Source organism: Roseofilum sp. KMC-1, assembly GCF_057802075.1.
The window spans coordinates 50,204-75,100 of record NZ_CM173605.1 but is presented as its reverse complement, the minus strand read 5'-3'; the positions used below and the strand labels follow the sequence as shown (position 1 = coordinate 75,100).

The window sequence follows — 24,897 nt, the reverse complement described above, 5'->3', positions numbered from 1 at the left end:
TATGTGGAAAAATCCTCAATTCCGAATCGACTGAACCCGGTAGAGTCTCACTTTGCCATCATCGCCTCCGGTGATGATTTGCAGTTGGGAGCCACTTCTATCTCTGCGAGAGGGGATTAGGGATAAGTCTACGGTATTGAGTGCTTTAGAATGGTTGGCGATAATGCTGGGCATCGCTGATGCGATCGCCTTTCCTTTAAGATATTTACTTAAGCGCTCTCCTGTGTCTCTCAGGGGCCAGAGGATCAGTTTACCGTCATCTCCCACACTAGCGAGATAAGAGCCATCAGGACTGAAGGCAATCGAGCGCACGGCTTCACCATTATGACTATCTTCCCAGCGATCGAGCAGTTCGCAACTCGGATTGGCTCCTGCTCCTAAACCGGGTTCTAAACAAGGACGTAAATTCCAAATACTCATACTGCCTTGATTATCGGCAACGGCTAAGAGAAAGGGGCGTTTTTCGGCGGTGGCTAAACTGGTAATATAGTTGTCTTGGCCGGTGGCAGTATCGGGATCGGAAATATCGATGGTTTGGGTGGAGTTGCTTTCCGTATTCCAGAGGATGAGTTGATTAAACCGACCAGCAACGGCTAAGGTTTCTGCTCTTTGACCGACAAAGGCGAGATCGGAAATGGCGAATTCAAAGGTTTGGGTTAGTTCGGGTTCATTAACATTTTCGATTTGCTCAAAGTCTGTGCCGATATACCATTTGGCTAGGAGTCCGCTACCATGGCCACTGAATAAATAGCGGGAGTCGGGGGTAAATTCGAGATCCATTACGCGGTCGTCTTTTTGATAAACGAGCGATCGCACCGGAACATCTTCATAGGATAATAAATCCCACAGTTGAATCTCGCCATTTTCTAAACCCATGGCCATTTGATTGTTATCAATGGGGCGATATTTGACGGTGCGAATGGCTTTGTCGGCTTGGGCGCGAATGTGGATAAATTCGAGTTTTTGCCCTTCAACACCCCAGTCTCTGACCTGTTGATCGACTCCACCACTTAAGAGGCGATCGCCTAATCCATTCAATTGTACGGTGGTGACTGCTCCTTGATGATGAATATAATGATACTGTCCGTGAACCAACCACCAGAATACCCAAGTCAAGCCTAAAATCAAGAATCCCTGCAACCATCGGGGAATAATGGGAAAGATTCTTAGGATTAAGGTTTGTTGGCGATTGATAATGGGAACAGCAGGTTCTGTAGGGGCGGGTTTGAAACCCGCCCCTACCTCTATCAAACGCTTCTGTACCCATCCCAACCAGGGGCGTTTTGTTTCCACCTTAAGATCGAAGATTTGGGTGTCCGTTGGGTTAAGGGTATATTCTGGAGGCAATAATTCCAGTTGCAAGCGGTTTCGGGCGCTGTTTTTTTCTTCTAGGGGTAAATCAATGGTCGTTTGACATCGTTGATTACTTTGATTAAGAAGTTCCAAGGAATACATTACTGGCTTAGATTTCCAGGAGGGAAGCCAACGCCGTTTTTGAGGAATGGCTTGCTCTGGTTCCGGGATTTCAAAGCGAATTTCACCTTGGGGAAGAATTTCAATCACCGCTTGCAGTTGGGTTGGGGGGCCATCGGGATGTGTAATTTTGATATGGGCTAAATAATCGATGCGGGCGATCGCCTCTTCAATATCCGGTACAGAACAGATTAAGCTGTAATCCATCCATTGTCCTGAAGGCAAGCTTAAGGGTGTAGGAGAACGGTTTAACCAGGAATAGGAGCTAGAGAGGGCGATCAGAGTGGTTATCTCTTTCTGACCAGGATTCAGGAGTCTGAGGGGAATGTCTAGATCGCTGTTCGGATAAGCTTTGAGGGGAGAATCAGTGAGTTCAGCCTGGATCGGCAGTTCACCGATCCCCTTTTCCACCCGCAAGCGCAGAATATGCCGTTCTTCGGTTTCCAATTCCAGGGAAAAAATACGGATCGTGAGATTAACCAAACCCACAAACCCTAAAATCGGGGTTCGGTGAATTTCCACAATAAACCGGGTTAAATCTCCGGGAGGCTTCTTGCTGCTAACTTCTGGGGAGAGGGTATACCAGGTGCGCTCATCCTGGAGAGGAACACCAGCAGCGATAATCTCTAGCTGAAAACTAGCGAAGCGATCGCCTCGGTTGAGTACCTTTACCTCAAATTGAGCCACCCCATAACCGGGTTGAAAGGTTAGCTCTTTTGTGGATAGCTCCGTACTCATCAGTTTTTCAACCATTCTCCCACCCTTACCCTCTGACCTATTCATGTCGGCGATAGCCGAAACTGAAGCTATCATAACAAGAGAGGGCTTTGCATTAGGGAATAGGTAATAGGGAATAGGTAATAGGGAACCCCTTTGATATGAGAATAAATATTATAATCAGGAGGAGTTAGTCTAAAATTTTATGTAAAAATATGCCGCAGTCGCTCGCAACACTTTCCCTGGCAGAATTCTTAACTCAACCGAATATTGAGTCTTCTCCAGCGTGGGAATTTATGGATGGGCGAGGGGTTCAAAAACCGATGCCAACTCTTTTTCATTCTCGTCTACAACGCAATTTGGTCAATACTATCAACGATCGTACCGAGCAGTTTGAAGCCATACAAGAGTTGCGCTGTATTATCCCACCTTACTCGCCCGTACCCGATATCGCTGTCATTGCAGTTGAGAGGCTTTCTGATAACGATGGGCCTTTTCATGGGGCCCCAGATTGGTTGATTGAAATTCGCTCCCCTGACCAAAGCACTTTAGACTTGCAAAATAAAATTCTCCATTGTCTCAGTAATGGAACGCAACTGGCTTGGTTGATCGATCTAAATCGCCAACAAATTTGGATCTGGGAGCAAGATAATTTACCCATCATTTATTCGGGAACTGATATTTTACCCGATCGCGGTCTGGGTCTTGAACTAAGCGTGAATCAGGTGATGGCCATGACTCAAGGAAAATAATGGTTTTCTAGTTTTGGGTAACTTGTCTCTTAACAGTTGCCTTTAGGCCTGACTCTAGATGAGGGATAAGGGCCAGATCTGCCATAATGCAAGCAAGAACACCGAACACTCATAGATTATGGCTAAATCTCGAACCCTCTACATTTGCAATCAATGTGGGGCAGAATTTTCTCAATGGTTCGGTAAATGCTCTGCTTGCAACAGTTGGGATTCTCTGATCGAACAGGCGAGCGGCCCGGTGACTCCTACAAACAACCGGTTGGGGTTGCTGAATCAGGAGTGGCGCAAAGATGGGGGGCGATCGCCGACCCAGAGCGGTCAACCTCGTGCCGCTATTACCCTGGATGCCATTTCCGATCAAGCCGTTTTACGCATGGCTTCCGGCTACTCGGAGTTAGATCGGGTACTCGGTGGTGGAATTGTGCAGGGGTCTTTAGTCCTGATTGGAGGAGAGCCAGGGATTGGGAAATCAACGCTGCTGTTGCAAATGGCTAATCAGCTCTCTCAACGTTATGCAGTGTTATATGTTTCTGCGGAAGAGTCCGGACAACAGGTGAAATTACGGGCAGCACGGTTAGGCGTGGGGGAAGAGGAAGAAGAGGAGAAACCGAAACTTAAGCATGGATTTGATGCGGTAATCGAACCGAAACGGAAGGGAAAAAAAGGGGAAAAGTTCGAGGAGTCTCCATCCCAGTTTTATCTGTTACCGGAAACGGATTTAGAGGAAATTTTGCGGGAGTTGGAAGCGCTGAAACCTCGTTTAGCGGTGATTGATAGTATTCAAACCATTTATTTTCCCTCTCTGTCCTCTGCTCCGGGTTCTGTTGCTCAGGTGCGCGAATGTACTTCGGCACTGATGCAGGTGGCGAAACGGGAAAATATTACCCTATTTATTGTCGGTCATGTGACGAAGGATGGATCTTTGGCGGGGCCGAGGGTGTTGGAGCATTTGGTGGATACGGTATTGTATTTTGAGGGCGATCGCTTTGCATCCCATCGGTTATTGCGATCGATGAAGAATCGCTTTGGTGCTACCCATGAAATCGGCGTGTTTGAAATGGTTGCCCAAGGATTGGCGGAAGTACCGAATCCTTCGGAGTTGTTTTTGGGCAACCGGGATGAGAAGGTGTCGGGAACTTGTACGATTGTCGCCTGCGAGGGAACGCGCCCGATTGTGGTGGAGCTGCAAGCGCTGGTGAGTCCCACAAGCTACGGTTCCCCCCGTCGCGCTACCACTGGGGTAGATAATAATCGGTTATTGCAGATTTTGGCGGTGTTGGAAAAGCGGGTAGGTATTCCTTTATCCAAGCTCGATACTTATGTGGCTTCGGCGGGGGGGTTAGGGGTGGAGGAACCGGCGGCAGATTTGGGGATTGCGGTAGCGGTGGTGGCTTCATTTCGCGATCGCCTCGTCGATGCTCGCACAGTGATTATTGGTGAGGTGGGTTTGGGGGGACAGGTGCGGGCGGTGTCGCAATTGGAACTGAGATTAAAGGAAGCGGCGAAGCTCGGCTTTAAACGGGCGATCGTTCCCAAAGGGCAATCTTTACCAGATTTAGGCTTAACCATTATTCCTGTGGGGCGAGTTCTCGATGCCATTGTTGCGGCTATTCCCGTACAAACTCCCTCCGAAGGTTCACCAGAAGCCGAGTTAGAATTGGACGAATTAGACCTTTAATTACAATGGTTTTTCCAGTCGTTCAGCAATCCACACTTTAATCAAAGATTGTCGAGTTATCCCCAATCGTCTCGCTTCGCGATCGAGTGCTTGAATCATCCACTCTGGAAAATCAACATTTACCCTTTTTTGCGTCAACTCACCCCGTCGTGCTTGGCTCAGATCCAGGTATTCAACAATATCTTCTTCTCCTTGGTCAAACTTTTCATCAAATGTCTTAGCTTTCATAAAGTTCTATCTCCTGTTTTCGCGAACGTCTAACTGAGATGAGGCGTATTTTGGCCTCTCTATAAGTAATAATAGCTGACCAGCATTTTCCTGCAATTTGCCCAATGACTAAAAAGCGAGGCTCATCCTCTGTGCGAGCTGAGATTTCTAACCGTTCTGGATCGTCCCAAAGTTCTTGGGCTTCTACAAAATTAATCCCGTGTTTTGATTTATTGCCCTCACTCTTGTTTTGATCGAATTCAAATTCTATTCTTTTACTAATTCATTTGCTCCTGAATTCGTTCCTCTCGCAAAGCATGGATAATATCAAGGTTATCGGTTTTTTCTCAGTTCACAACTAGCACACTTCCTTCATAGGAAACGTTAATTGGAATTAAATGACGGTATATGTAGGGGCGAAAATTTTTTCGCCCCTACACCCATGTCTCACTGTTACAGCGCTTCGCGCGGTAATGAGGTACAGTCGGAAAAGATCTCCCTAAATCCCCCTTAAAAAGGGGGACTTTGACTGCCCCCTTTTTTAAGGGGGGTTGGGGGGATCGAAATGTACCGCATAGCAGCGAAAACTGCTGTATTTGAATTAACTATACCTACAAATCCGACATTTTCACCGCAGATTGTTGTTGTTTCCGGGAAATGGTGGTATGGAGTTTCCCCAGTAATTCCTCCGTCAATTTTTGGAACGCTTTGGAGCCGTGACTATGGGGGTGGGCTAAGACTGCCGGTAAAAAATTATCAACGGATTTAGACACATTTACATCAGAGGGAATACGAGTTTTAAACAATTTTGCTTCACTATAATCTGTGCGGACTCGGTTCATTACTTGGCGATAATAGCGCCCAATAAATCCCCCAGCCATCGTGAAAACAATGCCCAACATTTCAATATCTAAGGGATATTCATCTTGATGAACTTCTCGTAATTTGACTAAACGACGCTCTAACAGTTGAATCCCAATTAAGGATAGAGGTTCTGGACGAGCTGGAAGCAGATAAAAATGGCTGGCGGTTAGGGCGCTGCGAGTTAAGAGATTATAGCCAGGGGCACAATCTAAAATGATGTAGTCATATTCATTGATGACGGGTTTTAAGATCCCATCTACCAAGACTCTCTCAAAGTGATTCCATACGGTTTCAAAACTGACTTGTTCCCGATAAACAGCTTTTTCATAGATCATTTCTGAAACTGAAAATTCATCATACATATCAATGTCCCCAGGGAGTAAATGAAGCTTGGGAACATTACAAGCGTAGGGAATGATAATATCTTGGATGGGAAAAGCAGCTTTCGCGGCTGGATTGATGGCTATTTTAACCAGTTCTCTTAAGGTGCGTTGATCTCGCCTGAGTTTGGCAAAATCGGAGGGTGACATCATACTGAGAGTGGCACTAATTTGAGTATCTAAATCGACAATCAACACCCGCTTGTCATGATATTTGGCAAGACACGCCGCTAGATTAACCGTGAGGGTGGTTTTGCCAACCCCTCCTTTCATATTGACAGTTGAAATAATATATCCCATAGGTAAGATCCAGTCAGTTTGGTGAAAAATGTCCAGAAAATGTACAGTTATGTAAGGTATGAGGGTCTCCAAGACTAGGAGTCTAGGAGGGGTGGTTCCCCATCTAGCAATTGTGCCTTTCAAATCATAAGGCCGATCTACAAGTCATGGTGCTGATATCTACTCAATTTGCATGGTATTATTGAGACTTAATATCAGTTTGTCAATGTTGGCGCTCTAAACAGGGGGCGAGAAACAGGCTTTTCTCTGGTATGGTTGAAGGTTGCTGATCTTGAAGATTGGGGGAAAGTGGGAATGGATTGGATGCGATCGCTCATTTGGATGGACTATCGGTTAGTGGCACTCATTGGCATAGGGATTCCCTTAGTGCTGCTGATTTGGTCGCTGGTTAAACAGTCTGTCTCCCTGATCCGCTTGATGGTTATTTATTGGCGGGTGGCGAGTCTGCTGATTATTTCCCTCTATTTGATGATTGGGGGAGCGCCTATTGGCTTTGTTAGTTCTATATCCGCTCGGATCTTGATTCCCCTATCCCTCTGGTTTTGGATTGACTTGAATGAGGAAATTGAGGATATGCCCCCCTCCCGCGCTCTGAAACTGGCGTTTACGGCTTGGCGCTGGGGGGTAACGGTGTTTATGGGAATTGGGGCGATCGCCCAATTGCCCTCTCTACAATGCGCTTTTTTACCCACGAAAGAATTAATCCAAAATGACTTTTGCCGATTGTGGTTAGAAGCGCCTTGGGCTTATAAACAGTTATTCCACAATGCCACCAGCGAACGCTTTTTAGGCTTTGTGGGTATCCTAGGATTGCTGATCTATGTCACTTACCTGAGTTATTTTGTCCTGATTCGTCTCGGAAAACAGGGGCGAACTGCCGTCAGCCCATAATTCTCATTACTCATTTACCCCCCTATGCTCTCTCGACGTTTAGAACAATACACCCTCAAACGTCCCCAAGAAGTGCTGTTAATTAGCGCAGAAATTGAGGAAGAAGCGGATCAAATCCTAGTATTTAAGGGCTTTTCCAGTTCTTTGATGCGATCGACTGCCTTTAACCCGGATATTCCCGTTTTGCCAGAAACGGCTAAGATTATGGGCTGCGATCGCCTGAAAAGCCCCTACACTCCCGAAAATCCCCAATATATTCAGCAGGGACTCACTTTAGACAGCCTAGAAGCCTTATTGACAGAAGCAGGGGTTTAAAGGGCGCTATCCACTGAGTTTAGGCACTCCCTGCTCCCGTAGGGCTTCAATGATTTTTAGATTGGCTTTGGGAAAGGGAAATTGATCTAAATCTGCTAAAGTAACCCAACGAATTTCTTGGCATTCTATCGCTTGAGGCGTGCCCGAACAGTAGCGACAATTATAGACATTTAAAGTTACCCGAAAATGGGTATAGGCATGGTCAATCGTAATCAGATGATCGCCCACTTCTATCTCTATGGCGAGTTCTTCTTGAATCTCTCGTTTAATACATTCTGGAAGAGTTTCACCCGGTTCTAATTTTCCTCCAGGAAATTCCCACAAACCGCCGAGTAATCCTTTGTCTAAGCGACGGTCGATCAGGAGTTGTCCTTGAGTATTCCAAATGACGGCAACACCGATGGTTTTATGAGGCCGAACAGGGGGATTTTCACGCATGGGCCAATGGGTAGGGTTTCCAGTTTGATTGGCAAGACAATGAAGACTCCAGGGACAGCGATCGCACTTTGGCACTTTAGGAGTACAAATTGTTGCTCCTAAATCCATCAGCGCTTGATTAAAATCCCTGGGATTCTCCCGATCCAGCATAGCATCCGATAATTCCCAAAGTTGTTTCTGGGATTTCCCTAGGGGAGTGGGTAGGCTGGTGAGTCTGGCTAAGATGCGTTTAACATTACCATCTAAAATGGAAATGGGTTGATTAAATGCCGCGCTGAGAATGCCCCCAGCCGTCGTGCGGCCAATACCCGGTAGACTTAAAACGGCTTCTAACTCTTGGGGAAATATGCCCTGATGCTCTTCCATAACCTGCTGGGCAGCTCGATGTAGATTTCGCGCCCGGCTATAATAACCGAGTCCTTCCCAGAGTTTTAGCACCTGTTGGAGATCAGCTTGAGCTAGGGTTTCCAGGGTGGGAAAGGCTTGTAACCAGCGATCGTAATAGGGTAAAACCGTTTTCACTTGGGTTTGTTGGAGCATGATCTCCGAAACCCAGATGGGGTAAGGGTCTTGCTCTTTTCGCCAAGGCAAGACCCGACCCGCATCATCATACCAGTACAGCAGAGTAGTTCGGAGACTTTCAAGAACCGCCGGTTCAGGGAGTCTCCAAGGAGTTTGTGGGGATTGGGGAACTGAAGACACCTGAACCTGCTGGAAACTTTACTGACAGCAAACCTTACTCGGTCTCAGCCCCATGAGATTCAGAGGCTGACCAAGTATTTTCAAAAATCATACGCTGTTCGGCATTACGCAAGAAATAGCCACTGATCATGGCGGAGGCTAAGAGACGACCGAGGTTTTCTCGGTTGGTGGTTACCGTAACCCCAAATTGTTCTGAAGGAAGATGGCCCAGAAGTCCCATGATGTTGTTTTCCATCACCTGGAAAACTTCGGAAGAGGTAGGTTTAGACAGTTGAGCCACTGTTTCCGGACTCAAGGATTGAACATAGTCCCATAGTAAGTTCTTGTCAGTGTCGCCCTGAAATAATTCAGGATTTTGATTCGACGGGTTATTCACGTTAGACCTCCGTACAGTTCACCGCGACAACTTCTAGCCTTTTAGGTTGGAGCCGCTTTTGTATTGGGGATTGAACAATAGCACAATGCTGTACTATTTTGCCAATCCTATGTGCTTATAAACTAATGTAACAGTTTCTTGGCAAAGGAGCAGGGTCTCAACTGAACTCAAGATGAGGGATCTTTTGGTTTGACTCGGTTTAAGCGAATTGGGGATTCGTTCGGGTAATGTCGATGGTGACTTGGCCGCCAAAGTCGGGTATGGGCGGTGATTTGATGACGCGCACGCCCACTTTTTGTAGAGCGGGGCGCTGGTGGGGTTGGTTTTCTAGATTCAGCAGTTCATCGGCGATCGCCGTTGCTAATTTCTCAATTAAGTCAAATTTGTTGCTACTGATAATTCCTTTCACTATCTCAACCGCTTCGCAATAATTAAACGTATCCTCAAGATTATCACTCTGCCCAGATACCGATAAATCTAACCACAGGGACAGATCTACCGTAAACCATTGTCCGAGTATTTTCTCTTCCGGTAAGTAGCCAATATATCCATAACAGCGAATATTGGAGACGTGAATACAATCCATGATTGACCTAAAAGCAGGGATAAAGAGCTTATGGGGTTGATTATCCCATTACCTGGTGTACCCTGGCAATGTAGGGTGTGTTAATAACGCACCCTACACCATATACAGCAATGGCATCAGTTTAATTTACTGCAAATTCCGTATAGGGGCGCTGGCTGGGATGGTAAAATCCCAAAACAATTTTATCTTTCGGCACACCTAAATTCAGCAAATCATTCACAATCCCATCTTCTGTACCATCTCGATGAATCCAAATCTTCCCCTCAATAATTTCCATATGCACCAGACAACCATGGACGCGCCTATTATTCTGCCATCCCAAGGTTAATAAAATATAATTCGTTCTTCAAAAATCTCTATAAATGGCATTTCAGGAATGGCAAGATACAAAGTCCGATCGTTCTCAACTTCTTCCAGGATATTGCGGTAGACAATATACTGTCCCACCGCTTTTTCCAGCTCATACATGGCAGAGCGACCCAAAAAAGTTTTGATTTCTACGGCAATTTTTTCTCCATACTTTTCAGCTGCCAGGATTTTTTTTTGCTCCCAGGTCAACGAATAAGTCTTTACCACCATATTGGAGTGTCAACGGATCGTTGGTGATTTTCCAATTATCTTTTTCTAGAGCAGCTTTAACTGTATCATGGTATAGATGGTATAGATCATGTGCAGGCATTGCCATCAATACATTCTAAGACACTCTCAAAATAACACAGAATCTTCTAATTGGCAACATCCAAAATTACCCGCTCTAACCCTGCCACAACTCGCGCTAATTTCTCATAATCAATTTTATCGGGAGTATCTTCATCGGTGTGATAGTAAGGATAGCGAAAAGGAGCCGTATCCGTAACCATTAAACCGGGATATCCTTGCTGCCAAAATGACCAATGATCTGACCATCCGATTCCGGGTAAAAGGTTAGGCAGAGCTGCACCTTGGGAGGGAAATTGGGTAGAGTTCCGAAATGAGCCAATCACTTGTTTTACCCAGTTGCCGGAATCCAGATTACCAATAAAAGCGATAAAGTTTCCTTGCAGAGGATAAAATAAATTCAAAGGTGCGGGATATTTCTGGCTTCCTGGCACATCAGAATAGTATCCCATGGTTTCTAAGCTCATCATCCCCACAATATTGTCTTGTCTCTGGGCACAAATTTTGGCATAGACTAAACTGCCCATATCTTCTGTCCAGAAAAAGGGCGGTTCTTCATTAACAAATTCCACAAATCTGAGCGTTTTCTGTTGCGGTTTTCCGGCAAATCTCCGAGCTAAGGCTAAGACGGCTGCTGCTCCAGAGCCATTATCATTGGCTCCGGGAACATTGGCAACAGAATCATAATGAGCGCCAATGACAATAATTTCTTCGGGTTTGCTTATGCCGGAAATTTCTACTTCTAAGTTATCAAATTCTTGGTCATCAACCCGATATTTATAGTGATTAACCTGATATCCTGCACGATTAAACTGAGTTTCTAAATACTGAGCCGTTTTGATGAGGCGATCATAGGCAAGATAATTATGGGGTTCAGAGGCAATTTCCTGGACATCCCTTTCTAACTCTTGTGCTAATTGCTGCTCTTCTACCGTCAGAGGTAAGAGGGCATCCTGATAGCTTTCTCCTGGCATATGTAACATGGTTTTCCATCCTCCCCAAACTATTACCATTAAAATTATACTCAAGATTAACAGTCTAATCCAAGTGGATTTGCGCTTGAATCCCCAATTGATATTTTTCTTGCTCATCTGGATGATTTACCCTAAAATAATACTATTGTACGTCTCCTCTCAACCCCTTGTCCTGATGACGATTCCGGCGTTTGATTTTAGTCACTATTTGACCTACCAAGAACTCACCGACTATTTAACCCAGATGGCTCAAGCTTATCCGAATTTGATGCAACTGGAGAGCTTGGGGAAAACGGATGAAGGGCGAGAAATTTGGTTAGCCACTTTGACGGATAAAACGACGGGAGAAGCCCTAGAAAAGCCGGGATACTGGATTGATGCCAATACCCATGCAGCAGAAGTGACGGGTTCGGCGGTGGCGTGCTATATTCTCTATCAGGCTTTAAGCCAGTATAACCAAGATTCAAGAATTAGCCATTTACTGGAAAATTATACCCTATATATTCTCCCCAGAATTGCAGTAGATGGAGCAGAAAAATATCTCCAAACACCCTATAACCTGCGTTCTAGTCCTCGTCCCTATCCGCAATCGGAACAGCAAGAGGGGTTATATCCGGAAGATGTTAATGGGGATGGATTAATTCTGAATATGCGGATTAAAGATCCCTGTGGTGCTTGGAAAGTTTCTGAGGACGATTCGCGCTTGATGATTCGTCGGCAACCGGATGAGTTTGGGGGAAGTTACTACACTCTTGTTCAGGAAGGTTTAATTCATAATTATAATGGCTATGAGTTTAAGATTGCGCCGACGTTAGAGGGATTGGATTTTAATCGTAATTATCCCTATTATTGGCAACCTGAAGGGGAGCAAAACGGAGCCGGTGATTTTCCTTTTTCTGAACCGGAAACTCGCGCAGAAGCTGAATTTTGGCGCAAGCATCGGAATATTAATGGGTTTATGACTTATCATACGTTTGGAGCGCTAATTTTACGCCCTTATAGTACCCACCCAGATGACCATTTTCCGACAGCAGATTTAGAGATTTATGAGTTGATGGGTAGAAAAGGAACGGCGTTAACGGGGTATAAGTGTATTGGCATTTATAAAGATTTTCGTTATGACCCGAAAACGGTGGTTTATGGGGCGATGGATGATTATGGGTACGATCATTGGGGATGGTTTGGGTTTACGGTGGAACTTTGGGATGCGGCAAAAGCTGCGGGTGTTGAGAAGGAGAATAATATTGAGTGGGGACGAGAACATCCAGTTGAGGATGATCTGAAGATTCTGCAATGGAATGATGAGTATTTGCAGGGTAAGGGGTTTATTGATTGGCAAGGTTTTGAACATCCGCAACTGGGAGCGGTGGAGATTGGGGGATGGGATATGAAGAGGATGTGGAAAAATGCACCAGCGAAGGCACTACCGGAAATTTGCGATCGCCACTTTCAGTTTGCCATCACTCATGCCCTGATGTCTCCCCGGTTATCGGTGGCTCGGACTCAAGTGAGTCATCAAGGGGCGGATATTTACCGTTTAACCGTGCAATGGGAAAATTTGGGCTTTTTGCCCACTTACACCAGTAAAAAAGCATTAGAGCGGCAAGCAGTGCGCCCTACGCGGGTAAAATTGGGGCTACCAGACGGGGTAACCCTGATTAGTGGGGAGAAACAGCAGGAGATTGAGCATTTAGAAGGTCGTTCTAATAAGTGGTTCAACGCATCCGCACAGGGAATGGACTATCGTACCCATCGCAGTTGGGTGGTGAAGGGAAAAAGGGGCAGTGAAGTGAGCATAGAGGCGATCGCCGAACGGGCCGGAACGGTACGAACTCAAGTCATACTAGAGTAAACTGGGTCGAAGAGGCGATCGCCCACCGAATCATTCTTAATCGTTACGATCATATTTTATGAGCGACTGGAGATACAGCCATGGGACAAGTGAAACAACAAATTTTGCAGACATTAGAAAACCTAGCAGAATCGGAACTTCAAGAACTTCTAAAGTATGCTGATTTTCTGGTATGGCGTAAAATGGAATCTCAGGAAAAGATAGAGCAGTCCCTAGAATCAGATCATCACTCTCTTGTGGAGTATGTAGACGATGTATTGGTGGTGAAAGCACAAGGAGCAACTAACATTGAGACCACATTAGCAAAAATTCGAGAAGAACGAATTCAGGAGATATTTTATTGACTCTCAACCCAAAACATTTTCTTCGGCTCGGAGAAGAGATCGCCCAATGGGTAACTGTCCCAGAGTAAACGGTTTGCCGAAACATTGACAAGCAAGGGGCCCAAAGCCCCTTATGAGCGTGCAAGTAATGAATTACGCCGGATTTCCTCCTAAACGGATTTCCGTACATAGAGACGCGAAAACCGTTTCCCCAGAAACTTGGGTAAGGCTGGTTCTGAGGCGAAAATTAGGAGAGACAAACCACATACGATCTTCGGAAATTTGCCCTTGGGATTCTACCCTTAAGATTAAAATTTCCTCTCCATCTAGCACAAAGGAACCAGGAGCAGAACCTTCAACGGAGGAGAAAAATTGACCACTTTGGGGATTTTCCCCATCACTCACCCAAACCAATAGACGCTCTCCCTTGTAGGATTGGGCAGAGGGGTCAATGGTGGCTTCCCAGCTCATGCGCGTGCCACCTAACACCCTCTCTAGACCGTGGCGATCGCAAAAATCCTTTACTTTCGGGTCATCACCGGCTAAAAATTCGATATAGAGCGTGGATTTTCCAGTCTGGGTTTGACTTGATTCTATTTGATGGGCAGTGCGCTGGGAAAACCACTTTCCCGCACTCTGTTGTAAAAATTCCGTAATATTCATTAAAACTCTCGTACTATCTCCACAAGTTGAGCGTCAGTATTGGAAAAAAGCCCAAATTCTATTTTAGAGCCACAGGAGACGATTCAAGCGATCGCATCTTATGAGATGATAGGGGAGGCAATCCGGAAGATCGCAGCCGGTTGTCTGGATGAGGAAGTCAACTGGCTGGTTCTCAATGGTTAACCCAAAGAAGCAAGGAACTGAGCTACCCGGTTTCCCTATCCCCAAAATTTGCCCTCATCTCCAGCCCTTGGCCTATAAAACCCTGAAGCATGACCCAATCAACTGAGATACCCTATCTATTACGCGCTACCCGTGGAGAAATCCTACCTCGTCCCCCCGTATGGATGATGCGGCAGGCGGGACGCTATATGCAAGTTTACCGCGACCTGCGAGATAAGTATCCGAGCTTTCGGGAGCGCTCCGAAAACCCCGAACTCTCCCTAGAAATTTCTCTGCAACCCTATCGCGCCTTTCAACCGGATGGGGTGATCCTATTTTCGGATATTCTCACCCCCCTACCCGGAATGGGGATTCCCTTTGATATCATCGAAAGTCAAGGGCCCATTATTGACCCCCCGATTCGCTCCCTAAAACAGGTAGAAGCGGTGACTCCCTTAAACCCAGAAGAATCCTTACCCTTCGTGGGTCAAGTGTTGCAGGAGCTACGCAAAGAAGTGGGCAATAATGCCGCCGTACTAGGCTTTGTGGGTTCTCCTTGGACGTTAGCCGCTTATATGATTGAAGGCAAAACCTCGAAGACCTACAGCAATATTAAGCGCATGGCCTTTAGTGAGCCAGAGATGCTACATAAACTCTTGGGTAAAGTCGCTGACTCGATCGCCACTTACGTTAAATATCAAATCAAAAATGGCGCTCAAGTCGTACAACTATTTGACTCTTGGGCCGGTAACCTCAGTCCCATTGACTATGAAGCCTTAGCCCTACCCTATCAGCAACGGGTGGTGAAGCAAGTAAAAGCTGAATATCCCGATACTCCCCTGATTCTATACATTAGCGGCAGTGCGGGGGTGTTTGACCTGATGCCTAAATCGGGAGTCGATATCATCAGTGTAGACTGGACGGTGGATATGAAGGATGCCCGATCCCGCTTACCGGAAACCATCGGAGTACAAGGGAATGTCGATCCCGGTGCGCTCTTTGGCTCTCAAGACTTTATCCGCGATCGCATGATCGACACCGTTCGCAAAGCGGGCAATACGCGCCATATCCTCAATTTGGGTCATGGAATTTTACCCGGAACGCCAGAAGAAAATGCCGAGTTTTTCTTTAAAACGGCAAAACAAATGGATCGATTGCTGGCTAACTGATTATCAATTATGACCCTAACCCCATCAACTCCGAAAAAAAAGCGGATTTTCATGACTGGTGCAAGTGGTTGCATCGGCCACTATATTGCCGAATCTCTGATTCAAAAAACCCGGCATGATTTGTTTTTGCTGGTGAGAAAACCAGAAAAAATCCAATTCGACTATCAAGCGCGATCGGGAATTACCCTATTAGAAGGCGATTTGCGTGAAATTAGTCAATATAACGATCTGTTAAGTACAGTTGATGGGGCAATTTTGGCCGCCACCGCTTGGGGTGGCCCCAGGGAAGTCTTTGATATTAATGTCGTCAAAACCATTCAACTGATTAAAGCCTTAGACCCCAATGTTTGTAACCAAGTCATTTACTTTTCTACCGCCAGCATTTTGGGTCAAGACAATAAGCTTTTACCCCAAGCGGGACAGTTAGGAACCGATTATATTCGCTCTAAGTATGACTGTTATCAGCAACTGAGCAAACTCACCAGCGCTCCCCCCATTTCTGTTATCTTTCCCACCCTAGTCTTTGGGGGAGATGAGAATAAACCCTATTCCCATCTCTCCTCTGGATTATCGGAAATTCCTAAATGGATTAACTTAGCTCGGTTTTTTAAAGCCGATGGTAGTTTCCATTTTCTCCATGCCTATGACATTGCTCAAGTGATTACCCATTTGGTCGATCATATTCTTCCCCCCGATCCTCAAGAAAATTTTGCTTTTGCCCATCATTTGGTTTTAGGCAATCCCCTCATTAGTGTCGATGATGGTATTGCCGAAATTTGTCAGTATTTTGATAAAAAAATCTATTTTCGTATTCCCCTGTCTGTGACTTTAGCTGATACCCTAATTAGTGTTTTGCGGCTGGTTGGAGTGAAAATCGAAATGGCAGCCTGGGATCGGTTTTGTATGCGCTATCGCCATTTTCGCTATCAAAACCCGGTTAGTCCAGCCACTTTGGGCTTAACCACTTATTGTCCCACCTTAAGCGATTTACTCAAAATTAGTGGCATTAAACTAGAAGCACCAGTTAAATAACTGTCCTTACTCAATTGGATTTAAGATTTGGTTGACCGTTAGGTTAAGTGCTGGAAAGTTGGGAGACAGGAGTAAGTCATTCTCACTAAATGTTCCCACTTCTGTATAGGTTTGGCCGGTGAGTTCTAAAATTAAAATGGTTTGGGTTTGAGGGTCTACAATCCAGTATTCGGGAATGCCACAATCTTGATATTGAGTTCTTTTGGCAATATAATCTCGTTCTCTTTGAATTTCCCCAGGACTGACAACTTCAATGACTAATACCGGGGGAGACATGGAAAGGCGCAGAGTATTTCTGGCCGAGAGTTGTTGAATGTGTTCTTCTTGAATAATGGTTAGGTCAGGGTAGCGGTTTTTGGGTTCACCTCTGACTTCAAGTTCTAAACCATGGCCTCGAACTCTACGATACCCCACAAATGAAGCAAATTGAATGAGTAGAAATGTGGCAATTTGAAAATTTAGACCCGATTCTGGAGGCATTTCTATCAGTTCTCCATTGAAGAGTTCATAAAGTTTTTCTGAATTGTCATTGTAGTTTAGGTAGTCTTCAAACGTTTGAAAGCGAGGGTGAGTTGTTAACATAAGTCTATGGGGGAGTGATATCAATTAAAAATTAAAAATTAAAAATTAAAAATGGGTATGGGTTGGAGATCATTGCTTCTAGCGACAAAAACCGTCACTAATGTACCAGGTAACAGAGAAAACTGCTGGATCGGCAGAGAAAGATAGGGTTATAGCTACAAAAAATTAGGGGTTCAGCTTCAATTGCTCTGTGGCGATCGCCAAGCGTATCCCTTTAATGGTTCTCAGGCGATCCATCACCTCGATCACCCGTCCATGGGCGATCGCCTCATCTGCCTTTAAAACCACTAACTCAGAGGAGTTCCCTTGCATCAACTGGACTACCCCTGCTTGCAATTGTTCTATAGAGATCATTGCGTCATTTAAAGCAATCTTTCCTTGGGCATCAATAGATACAGTAATTTGCTCCTGCTGCTGAACTTCTCCCGTTCCCGCTTGCGGTAGATTGACCGGTAAACCCTCATTACGGGTTAAAAACAGCGTCCCCATTATGAAAAACGTCAAAATGGAGAAGATTACGTCAATCATCGGCAAGATGTTGATTTGAGGCGGCAGATCCGGATCGTCATCAACTAAACGCATAAGCTTACAGTCCAGGGAAATTACTGCCCCTAGTCTATCTCATGCACTTCATTAAGCTGTCGTTTTCACCCATCCGCGCTTAATCGCATGACGCAGACGACTCATCATATCAATTTCTTCGGCCTCTAGCCTAGAGGACGAAACCGAGGATTCTAAGCGATGATACTCTTCCCAACTAATACAACCCGTGCTGTAGATTCTAGAAAACTTTTCTATTAAATCATCTTCAGGGAATAGGCTGAGGCTGGATGAATCGAAGGCACTCATGATTCTCTCTCCTGAGAACTTCTCCCTTGAAATCTAACATGGAGTTAGGGCTTTTTTAGGCAATTTAAGCAAGTTTTAATCAACGTGAAAATTGTGAATCTGATTGATCTTAAAGTTCATTCACATCTTGTAACCTAACTTAGGGATTCTGGTCAACCGATGTCTGATTTTCGCCACAAAGCTTAACATTTAGTCACGACGAATCAGAAATTCATCGAACTTCACAACTTCAGACTCTGGGTTACGAGTATCAAAAATATAGCTGCTAATGGTTCCCTCTCCTGTATCTAAAAGACTAAATACCGTTAAATCATTACTGGCAATATAAGGTAAAAATCGATCCCGATCCTGAATCGGATTGAGATTGGGAATAATCGCCTCTAACCCATTTGGATCGCCCACAGGTGCATATTCTGGCTGATAGGCTGGGGGAACATAACGGCGAGATTTCTCCATATAAGCGCCGTAAGTATTACCCACATTAGAAGTTTCTAAAAAGTTCATTCCCTTGGGGCTGATAAACCGGTTCCAGAGATGGGAATGGCCATATAATACTAGGTCAACCTTCGCTTCTTCTAATAAAGGAATCACATCTTGGATCAGATAATCCTTTTCTTGGGGATATTCATAGCGAATCACCAAAGAATTCCCCATCCTATCTTTATCTATAATTTGCACCGGATCGGTATAAGCCGGTACAATATTTTCCCCTAGGGAATGGGGGGGATGGTGAAACATGACTATTTTATATTTGGCCTGTTGAAATTCTGGAGAATTAAGCTCTTTTTTTAACCATTCATATTGGGGAGTCCCCGGAGTAATGGGTTCAAAAATATGTTGCCCATAGCCCCAATTTTGAGGTTGATTTAAGTCCTGATCGCGCTCCCGGAAGCGTCCTTGAGTATTAGCGGATAAATTCGGCGATCGCCACATATTCGTAATCTGGGGAACCACCAAGCGAATATCGCCAAAACTCACGGCATAATAGCGCCCATTTCCTGGACTTTCTGGTAAACTAAAAATCTGTTGGTAAGTATCGCTATTAAAGCTGTGGTCTTTAATCCAAGCCTCTTTGATATTCGGGTCACCACTGGGATTAATTTGATCCGCTTGCCGTTCATAATCAGCTTCTGCCACTCTCCGAGGATAGGAACCATCAAATTGGTGATTTAATCCTTGTTCTTCAGACCATTTTCCCATAATTTCATGATTGCCCAAAGCAGGAAATAAAGGCGCATTTTGGATTAAAGCAGCTCCTGTATAGGTCGTTTTTTTGCCCTCTTTTTCCAACTCGTAATTCGCCCGTCCTTGCAGCACTGGAAAAAAAGCATTTCCCCGGCGATCGTCAAACCATTCAGAAGCGCGATCGGGAATATTCACCAAATCTCCAGCCAAGAAAATAGCATCAACCGATCCCACCAGTTCCCCGACTTTCTGGATATTTGCCGCAGTCATGGGCTTAAGCTGGTGGTCTGAGGTGAGTAATATTTTTAAGGGTATTCCCGGTTGAGGACTTGGAGCTAAGGTAAAGCGATCGCTCCTAAGTTCTTGACGATTATCATGGACACTAAGGACTTCATAGGGCAATTTTTCCCCAGGCATTAATCCCGTAATTTCCCCTTCATGTCGCCAAATATCTCGGAGTACCGGTAACTCCCCTGGTTGCTCCAGCACCGTTTCTCGAAGATGGGATAACTTATCCTCGCGGGTGCGGGTTAACTTCGTCGTTGTTGCCATGACTTGATGCTCTAAGTTTTCCCCATAAATGACGCGATGTTCATATCCCGGAAACGGGGTAAACCAAACGACTCGCACTGTATTTTCAGTGGGGAATTGCAAAAAGGGATCGGTTAATAGATATTCAGGAAACATAAAAACTGGAGGAGAGATGAATATACCACTGAGCCAACCTAAAACCATTAACACTAACGTGCTAATCAACAGAATTTTACCGTTATTCCACCGCCTGTTTCGAGTCATTGGTTCAAAATGATAGAAATGGTTAGTCAGTTACAAACACTTCGCCCTCATCCCCTAACCCCTTCTCCCACAGGAGAAGAGGAAAAGTCCCTCTCCCGTGGGAGAGGGATTGAGGGAGAGGGCAAAATTTAATCGATCAAGCGATCGCCCAACCGAAACTGTACAATCTGGGCAATCTCCTCTAGCGCTCGTTCCCGCTCTACCTGGCAATTGTGACTTAACCGTGCTTCAAAAGCCTGTAAAATCCTATCCTTGGTCTGTCCCTTCACCGCCATAATAAACGGAAAGCCAAACTTCTGTTTATACGCTTGATTCAAAGCCACAAACCGATCGTACTCCTGGGCACTCAATCGATCTAATCCGGCTCCTGCTTGTTCAGCGATCGAATCGGGAGCCATTTTGAGCCGACTCCCCAAATCAGGATGCGATCGAATAAGCGCCATTTTTTCCCCATCGCTCAATTCCAGCATCTGGGAGATCAAGCTTTGATACAGATGTTCCCCATCTCGAAAAGGCCGCTGATGCCAAGTTTGAGCGGCGATCGTTGGAGTATCTTCAAATAAGCTACCCAAAGCCTCCACAAAATCCTCCTGACTCATTTGGTTAATTTGCGCGATCGTATAGGTCATCTTTTCACTCCCTGATGCTGAACCTTATCACTTCATCGGCAATTAGCTCCCCCGATAGATCGTATAAGACCAAGGAGAAACCAACAAAGGCACATGATAATGGCTATGAGGATTAGATACCCCAAACTGAATGGGAACTTGATCTAAGAATACGGGTTCCGGTAAATTGACCATCACCCGCTGAAAATAATCACCGACAAAAAAAATTAATTCGTAATTGCCAACTTCCAACTCTCCATCGTCCAATAAAGGAACATTGGTTCGGCCTTGCTCGTTGGTTTTGGTCTGTTTGAGCAGAGTTTTAATCGGCGACTTGCGATCGACTGCCCATAACTCCAATACCATCCCCACAGCAGGAGATCCTTGTGCTGTATCTAATACATGAGTTGTTAATTGACCGACCATATCCTTATCCTGACTCCATTTCCTGGGTTACTCAATCTTCCGTTCATTTTGCCTGTCTCCGTTAAGATAAACAAGGACGATCTACACAAACTAAGAGAATGGCTTCTAAAACTCCCGTTCAGGTCGGAAGCGGTCGGAAATCTTGGGATTTCAATCGCTTGATCGATACTCTAAACACCTTTGAAGTTTTTCCGATTCTCAGTAGTCTTCAACGTGGGTTACGAACCCTTACTGGTCAACCTCAACTGCCAAAAGGACGAGCTATGGGTACAATTCTAGTTGTTGGAGCGACTGGTGGAGTGGGAAAACGGGTGATTCGCCGTTTAGGAGAACGCCAGATCCCCGTCCGCGCTCTGGTACGCGATGCTCAACGAGCCAAGTCTATTTTAGGTAAAGGCATTGAATTATTTGAAGCGGATTTAACTATTCCAGAAACTCTGAAGCCGGAAATGATGCAAGATGTGATTTCTGTAATTTGCTGTTCCGGTACTCGCGTGCAACCCGTCGAGGGCGATACCCCCAACCGCGAAAAGTATTATCAAGGGGTGAAGTTCTATCTGCCAGAAGTGGTGGATAGTCCGGAAATGGTGGAATATAACGGCATGAAAAATCTGATCCGCAAGGTTGGGCCCTATTTAGGCCAGGCTAATGAGCGCATGATTTTTGATTTTACCAATCCTTCACCGAGTTTAAGAACGACTTGGGGCGTAATTGATGATGTGGTGATGGGGGGAGTCAGTGCGAGCCAGTTACGCATTACTCCCAACTGTGGTTTATTTACCGGAGAGGTTTCTACCGCTAATTCTGGGGGTTTTGTGTCCATTCGCACCAAAAACTTTGAACCTTGCCTGAATCTGGCTAGATACGAGGGGATCAGTCTGCGAGTGCAAGGGGATGGTAAGCGTTATAAGTTTATTCTCCGCAATGAGGCGCGATGGGATGGCATTAGTTATTGCTATTCCTTTGATACGCTCAATAATAGTTGGATGACGGTGGATATTCCGTTCGATCGCCTGATTCCTGTATTTCGCGCCAAAACCCTACCCAGCGCTCCCCCATTTGACCCCAGTCAGACCTATGCCATTCAACTGATGCTCAGTAAGTTTGAGTATGATGGAGAACTCAATCCTCGCTTTTCTCCAGGGGGTTTTGGTCTGGAAATTGGCTCCATTCGCGCCTATGGAGGGCCGCCGTTACCCAAATTTGTGCAGATTAGTTCGGCTGGGGTGACTCGTCCGGGAAGACCGGGGTTAAATTTGGAGGAGGAACCGCCCGCAGTAAGGCTTAACGAGCAACTTGGGGGGATTTTAACCTGGAAGTTGCGGGGCGAGGATGCCATTCGCGAAAGTGGGATTCCCTATACGATTATTCGCCCCTGTGCCTTGACAGAAGCACCAGGGGGTAATAGCTTAGAAGTCTCCCAAGGGGATACGATTCGCGGCCAAGTCAGTCGTGAGGATATTGCCGAATTGTCTATTCAGATGTTGTCCCAACCGCAAGCTTGTAATTTAACCTTTGAGGTGAGAGCTAAGGAGGGTGAAGACATCCAGGATTGGGATCGAGTGCTGCTGGGTTTAAGTCAAGGGAAGTAAGCAGGATGAATGGTGAATGGGAATTTCAATGATAAATTGGGTTCCCTCCCCTAGGGTAGATTGGCAGAAGATTTGACCGGCATGGGTTTGGGTAATAATTTGATGGCTGATGGCTAAACCCATACCGGTTCCTTGGCCGATGGGTTTGGTGGTGAAGAAGGGGTTAAAAATATTGTTGAGGATGGTTTCAGGAATTCCTGCGCCGTTGTCGGAGATGGTGATTTTTATCCAGTCGGAGTTGATTCTCTTGGTGGAGATGATGATCTCATTGCTTTTATCAGAGGGGTGTTCTTCTAGGGCATCGATGGCGTTGGCGAGAATGTTCATGAAGACTTGGTTGAGCTGTCCGGGATAGCATTCGATTAGGGGGAGGTTGCTATAGTTGCGGGTGACTTGGATTTCTGGGCGATTGGGTTGTTCTTTGAGGCGATGCTGGAGGATCATGAGGGTGCTATCGATGCCTTCATGGATATCGACTTCTTTAAAGTCGGCTTGATCCATACGGGAGAAGGTACGCAGGGAGAGGACGATTTCACAGATGCGTTCTGTGCCAATTTTGATGGATTTGAGGATTTTGGGTAGGTCTTCTTGGACAAATTCTAGATCGTGGCGATCGGCATAGTCTAGGATAGCTTCTTGAGGATCGGGATAGTGTTGTTGATAGAGATGAATCATTCCGAGTAAGCCTTGAAAATAGTCTTCAATATGGCTTAAATTGCCGTAAATAAAGCTAACGGGATTGTTGATTTCGTGGGCGACTCCGGCGACTAATTGACCCAAACTGGACATTTTTTCAGCTTGAATGAGTTGGGCTTGGGTGCGTTTGAGTTCGTTTAAGGTTTGTTCTAACTGGCGCTTTTGTTCGACTTCGGCTTGGGAGTTTCTGAGTTCAACAATGACTTGCCTAAGTAAGGATTCTTTTTTCTGGTTGGTTTCTTCGAGTTCTAGACAGTTTTTTTCCGATCGCTGTAATTTCTTCCGCAATATTCGGTTTTCTTTTTCTAGTTGTGCAATGTATTCTCCCCTGTCTAGGCTGTCTAGGGCTTGCGAGATCATGCTATTCTTCCCCCAGGAGTAAAGTAATAAATGTTTCATTATGAAAATAGGAGATGCCCTGCTGTTCTAAGGGTGCAATTTCACCATTGGTATAGAAACCACAGGAAGATAAGGTTTGAGTTAGACTGTTTTGAGTTAAATTATACTCTTCAACTGTGCGACTGCCTAGGATTTGTCGCCGACTGGCACAGGAAAAGAAGATAGCTGTACTGGGTGTTTTTCCTGGATAGTTGGCGATCGCTTCTTGCATGGACGCTTGAGAGGCTGAAAGAATATTATCACGGGTTGCTTCTGTAATTTGCACGATCGCCTGTTCGGGGATGTCGCCAAAGAAGGTTATGCTTCCTAAAGTGGGATCGCAGGAGCCACTAGGCGCTCGCATGTAAGAATACTGCCGTGTGGGGTCAAATACCATGAGGGGGTATTCGGAGGAGGGGGGACTCTCTCCTAAGTAGCGAGAGTAAAAGTCTAGGGCGGGCTGATTATCGATTTGATAAACAATATTATCTTTGACTTGGGTGACTTGACCGATTTTGCCAATGGGGTTCCAACCACTGGCTAATCCATGGGAAAAGAGCAGGGGCCCGGAAAAGAGCAAAATGGGAATGGCATCACTATAGACTTCATTCTTATAAAACTGATAACTTTGCTTAAAGCGCCATTGATCGGCAGTGAGGCCACCAAAAAGGGGTACTTTCTTGTCTAATTGTTGATTGAGGCGATCAACTAATTTAACGGCACTGATGGAGGTGAGTCCTTCAGGTAGGGTAATGCAGAGTTTAATGGGTTCGGTTACACCTAGGGTTGCTTGGGCGATCGCCTCTTCTAGGGCTTTGTCCAAGTTTTCCGAGATGTTTCGGCCTATTCCGGCCCGGATTTGCAGGCGATCGCAGCAAAATAACATGAGTACCAGGGAATCTTGTTGAAATCCGAGAACTGAAGACATTTCTCCATCGGTTGTGCCGCCAATTAATTCGATTTCCGGATAGGCAGCACCGATTTTTTGCATGATTTCCGGGTGATCGAAGTCAATCGCGGCTAACAGAATTCCTGCTTGTGGTTTTGCTCCGGATAAGGCCTGATCGCATTGATGGAGAACTTCTGCAATGGCTGACTCTGTGTCTGGATCGTTGCTATGGCCGACTACGGTTTTGAACATAGATCACTTCCCAAGAAAAGTGGATATTTTATATGATTCAACTCTCAAATCTCGATCGGATAACCCAGGGGGCGATCGCTTCAGTTTAGCCCAGGTCATTCTAGGGGTTAAGGGCTTTCTCTTTCAGACCAAAG

The 24,897-nt window shown here is 45.5% G+C and carries 29 protein-coding genes and 1 pseudogene; 10 read left to right on the top strand and 20 right to left on the bottom strand.

From position 1 onward, the window contains the following. Nucleotides 1–15: 15 nt before the first annotated feature. Entirely contained in the window at nucleotides 16–2,226 is a 2,211-nt protein-coding gene (locus AC3FZD_RS00415) for a hypothetical protein (protein WP_488738235.1), read from the bottom strand. A 179-nt stretch (nucleotides 2,227–2,405) separates the two neighbouring features. Between AC3FZD_RS00415 and AC3FZD_RS00410 the strand changes: the two genes are divergently transcribed. Beyond that, nucleotides 2,406–2,942 carry a Uma2 family endonuclease gene (locus AC3FZD_RS00410; RefSeq protein WP_488738234.1) on the top strand — a complete coding sequence of 179 codons (537 nt, stop codon included), beginning with the start codon at nucleotides 2,406–2,408 and terminating at the stop codon, nucleotides 2,940–2,942. A gap of 118 nt (nucleotides 2,943–3,060) precedes the next feature. Next, entirely contained in the window at nucleotides 3,061–4,620 is a 1,560-nt protein-coding gene (gene radA / locus AC3FZD_RS00405; protein WP_488738233.1) for a DNA repair protein RadA, read from the top strand. Here the strand turns inward: radA and brnA are convergent, their stop codons facing one another. The 3 genes from brnA to AC3FZD_RS00390 all read right to left on the bottom strand — a co-directional run bounded on the left by brnA (nucleotide 4,621) and on the right by AC3FZD_RS00390 (nucleotide 6,371). Next, nucleotides 4,621–4,848: a type II toxin-antitoxin system BrnA family antitoxin gene (gene brnA / locus AC3FZD_RS00400; RefSeq protein ID WP_488738232.1), complete on the bottom strand. Its 228-nt coding sequence runs from the start codon at nucleotides 4,846–4,848 to the stop codon at nucleotides 4,621–4,623. Then, entirely contained in the window at nucleotides 4,838–5,098 is a 261-nt protein-coding gene (locus AC3FZD_RS00395; protein WP_488740415.1) for a BrnT family toxin, read from the bottom strand. The genes brnA and AC3FZD_RS00395 overlap by 11 nt, the downstream gene beginning before the upstream one ends. 340 nt (nucleotides 5,099–5,438) lie before the next feature. Next, nucleotides 5,439–6,371, bottom strand: a complete 933-nt coding sequence (locus tag AC3FZD_RS00390) for a ParA family protein (protein ID WP_488738231.1) — start codon at nucleotides 6,369–6,371, stop codon at nucleotides 5,439–5,441. Nucleotides 6,372–6,665: 294 nt separating this feature from the next. Between AC3FZD_RS00390 and AC3FZD_RS00385 the strand changes: the two genes are divergently transcribed. Both AC3FZD_RS00385 and AC3FZD_RS00380 read left to right on the top strand, forming a co-directional pair. Further along, on the top strand, nucleotides 6,666–7,262 hold the full coding sequence (locus tag AC3FZD_RS00385) for a DUF3177 family protein (RefSeq protein WP_488740414.1): 597 nt from the start codon (nucleotides 6,666–6,668) through the stop codon (nucleotides 7,260–7,262). A 24-nt stretch (nucleotides 7,263–7,286) separates the two neighbouring features. Next, nucleotides 7,287–7,577, top strand: a complete 291-nt coding sequence (locus AC3FZD_RS00380; RefSeq protein ID WP_488738230.1) for a DUF7734 family protein — start codon at nucleotides 7,287–7,289, stop codon at nucleotides 7,575–7,577. A 6-nt stretch (nucleotides 7,578–7,583) separates the two neighbouring features. Here AC3FZD_RS00380 and mutY read toward each other — a convergent pair whose 3' ends face one another. The 7 genes and pseudogenes from mutY to AC3FZD_RS00345 form a co-directional block, all read right to left on the bottom strand. Further along, the gene (mutY, locus tag AC3FZD_RS00375; RefSeq protein ID WP_488738229.1) at nucleotides 7,584–8,717 is read right to left on the bottom strand and encodes an A/G-specific adenine glycosylase; all 1,134 of its coding nucleotides are present in this window, start codon (nucleotides 8,715–8,717) and stop codon (nucleotides 7,584–7,586) included. A 34-nt stretch (nucleotides 8,718–8,751) separates the two neighbouring features. Continuing rightward, nucleotides 8,752–9,093, bottom strand: coding sequence for a DUF760 domain-containing protein (locus AC3FZD_RS00370; protein WP_488738228.1), 342 nt, complete (start codon nucleotides 9,091–9,093; stop codon nucleotides 8,752–8,754). A gap of 199 nt (nucleotides 9,094–9,292) precedes the next feature. Continuing rightward, entirely contained in the window at nucleotides 9,293–9,679 is a 387-nt protein-coding gene (gene folB / locus AC3FZD_RS00365) for a dihydroneopterin aldolase (RefSeq protein WP_488738227.1), read from the bottom strand. Nucleotides 9,680–9,800: 121 nt separating this feature from the next. Then, nucleotides 9,801–10,019: pseudogene (locus tag AC3FZD_RS00360) on the bottom strand (XisI protein); the annotation flags it as partial. Then, the gene (locus AC3FZD_RS00355; protein ID WP_488738226.1) at nucleotides 10,004–10,258 is read right to left on the bottom strand and encodes an element excision factor XisH family protein; all 255 of its coding nucleotides are present in this window, start codon (nucleotides 10,256–10,258) and stop codon (nucleotides 10,004–10,006) included. The pseudogene AC3FZD_RS00360 and the gene AC3FZD_RS00355, both read right to left, overlap by 16 nt. Beyond that, complete coding sequence (locus AC3FZD_RS00350; protein WP_488738225.1) at nucleotides 10,203–10,358, bottom strand: element excision factor XisH family protein; 156 nt, start codon at nucleotides 10,356–10,358, stop codon at nucleotides 10,203–10,205. Before AC3FZD_RS00350 ends, AC3FZD_RS00355 begins: the two co-directional genes overlap by 56 nt. Nucleotides 10,359–10,404: 46 nt before the next feature. Next, complete coding sequence (locus AC3FZD_RS00345; RefSeq protein WP_488738224.1) at nucleotides 10,405–11,319, bottom strand: M28 family peptidase; 915 nt, start codon at nucleotides 11,317–11,319, stop codon at nucleotides 10,405–10,407. Nucleotides 11,320–11,485: 166 nt separating this feature from the next. On the opposite strand from AC3FZD_RS00345, the gene AC3FZD_RS00340 reads away from it, so the two are divergent. Beyond that, nucleotides 11,486–13,162: a M14 family metallopeptidase gene (locus tag AC3FZD_RS00340; RefSeq protein WP_488738223.1), complete on the top strand. Its 1,677-nt coding sequence runs from the start codon at nucleotides 11,486–11,488 to the stop codon at nucleotides 13,160–13,162. An 80-nt stretch (nucleotides 13,163–13,242) separates the two neighbouring features. Next, complete coding sequence (locus AC3FZD_RS00335) at nucleotides 13,243–13,506, top strand: hypothetical protein (RefSeq protein ID WP_488738222.1); 264 nt, start codon at nucleotides 13,243–13,245, stop codon at nucleotides 13,504–13,506. Between the two features lie 132 nt (nucleotides 13,507–13,638). Here the strand turns inward: AC3FZD_RS00335 and AC3FZD_RS00330 are convergent, their stop codons facing one another. Further along, a complete protein-coding gene (locus AC3FZD_RS00330) occupies nucleotides 13,639–14,148 on the bottom strand; it encodes a phycobiliprotein lyase (RefSeq protein WP_488738221.1) in 510 nt (169 codons plus the stop codon). 39 nt (nucleotides 14,149–14,187) lie between these two features. On the opposite strand from AC3FZD_RS00330, the gene AC3FZD_RS00325 reads away from it, so the two are divergent. The 3 genes from AC3FZD_RS00325 to AC3FZD_RS00315 all read left to right on the top strand — a co-directional run bounded on the left by AC3FZD_RS00325 (nucleotide 14,188) and on the right by AC3FZD_RS00315 (nucleotide 16,511). After that, nucleotides 14,188–14,331 carry a hypothetical protein gene (locus tag AC3FZD_RS00325; RefSeq protein ID WP_488738220.1) on the top strand — a complete coding sequence of 48 codons (144 nt, stop codon included), beginning with the start codon at nucleotides 14,188–14,190 and terminating at the stop codon, nucleotides 14,329–14,331. Between the two features lie 89 nt (nucleotides 14,332–14,420). Beyond that, the gene (hemE, locus tag AC3FZD_RS00320) at nucleotides 14,421–15,479 is read left to right on the top strand and encodes a uroporphyrinogen decarboxylase (protein ID WP_488738219.1); all 1,059 of its coding nucleotides are present in this window, start codon (nucleotides 14,421–14,423) and stop codon (nucleotides 15,477–15,479) included. Nucleotides 15,480–15,488: 9 nt separating this feature from the next. Further along, a complete protein-coding gene (locus AC3FZD_RS00315; protein WP_488738218.1) occupies nucleotides 15,489–16,511 on the top strand; it encodes an NAD-dependent epimerase/dehydratase family protein in 1,023 nt (340 codons plus the stop codon). Nucleotides 16,512–16,517: 6 nt separating this feature from the next. Here AC3FZD_RS00315 and AC3FZD_RS00310 read toward each other — a convergent pair whose 3' ends face one another. The 6 genes from AC3FZD_RS00310 to uraH all read right to left on the bottom strand — a co-directional run bounded on the left by AC3FZD_RS00310 (nucleotide 16,518) and on the right by uraH (nucleotide 20,956). Further along, nucleotides 16,518–17,093 (bottom strand): Uma2 family endonuclease, encoded by a 576-nt coding sequence (locus AC3FZD_RS00310; protein ID WP_488738217.1) that lies wholly within the window; start codon nucleotides 17,091–17,093, stop codon nucleotides 16,518–16,520. Nucleotides 17,094–17,258: 165 nt separating this feature from the next. Further along, nucleotides 17,259–17,675, bottom strand: coding sequence for an ExbD/TolR family protein (locus AC3FZD_RS00305; RefSeq protein WP_488738216.1), 417 nt, complete (start codon nucleotides 17,673–17,675; stop codon nucleotides 17,259–17,261). A gap of 51 nt (nucleotides 17,676–17,726) precedes the next feature. Then, nucleotides 17,727–17,942: a hypothetical protein gene (locus AC3FZD_RS00300; RefSeq protein ID WP_488738215.1), complete on the bottom strand. Its 216-nt coding sequence runs from the start codon at nucleotides 17,940–17,942 to the stop codon at nucleotides 17,727–17,729. Nucleotides 17,943–18,131: 189 nt separating this feature from the next. Then, entirely contained in the window at nucleotides 18,132–19,922 is a 1,791-nt protein-coding gene (locus tag AC3FZD_RS00295; protein ID WP_488738214.1) for a metallophosphoesterase family protein, read from the bottom strand. A gap of 128 nt (nucleotides 19,923–20,050) precedes the next feature. Further along, entirely contained in the window at nucleotides 20,051–20,551 is a 501-nt protein-coding gene (gene uraD / locus AC3FZD_RS00290) for a 2-oxo-4-hydroxy-4-carboxy-5-ureidoimidazoline decarboxylase (RefSeq protein WP_488738213.1), read from the bottom strand. 42 nt (nucleotides 20,552–20,593) lie between these two features. Further along, complete coding sequence (gene uraH / locus AC3FZD_RS00285; RefSeq protein WP_488738212.1) at nucleotides 20,594–20,956, bottom strand: hydroxyisourate hydrolase; 363 nt, start codon at nucleotides 20,954–20,956, stop codon at nucleotides 20,594–20,596. 98 nt (nucleotides 20,957–21,054) lie between these two features. Here uraH and AC3FZD_RS00280 point away from each other — a divergent pair, with 98 nt between their 5' ends. Further along, complete coding sequence (locus AC3FZD_RS00280; protein ID WP_488738211.1) at nucleotides 21,055–22,548, top strand: CIA30 family protein; 1,494 nt, start codon at nucleotides 21,055–21,057, stop codon at nucleotides 22,546–22,548. On the opposite strand, the gene AC3FZD_RS00275 is transcribed toward AC3FZD_RS00280, so the two are convergent. Beyond that, nucleotides 22,531–23,604 carry a sensor histidine kinase gene (locus tag AC3FZD_RS00275; RefSeq protein ID WP_488738210.1) on the bottom strand — a complete coding sequence of 358 codons (1,074 nt, stop codon included), beginning with the start codon at nucleotides 23,602–23,604 and terminating at the stop codon, nucleotides 22,531–22,533. The genes AC3FZD_RS00280 and AC3FZD_RS00275 overlap by 18 nt on opposite strands. A 1-nt stretch (nucleotide 23,605) precedes the next feature. Beyond that, complete coding sequence (locus AC3FZD_RS00270; protein WP_488738209.1) at nucleotides 23,606–24,763, bottom strand: FIST signal transduction protein; 1,158 nt, start codon at nucleotides 24,761–24,763, stop codon at nucleotides 23,606–23,608. Between the last annotated feature and the right edge of the window lie 134 nt (nucleotides 24,764–24,897).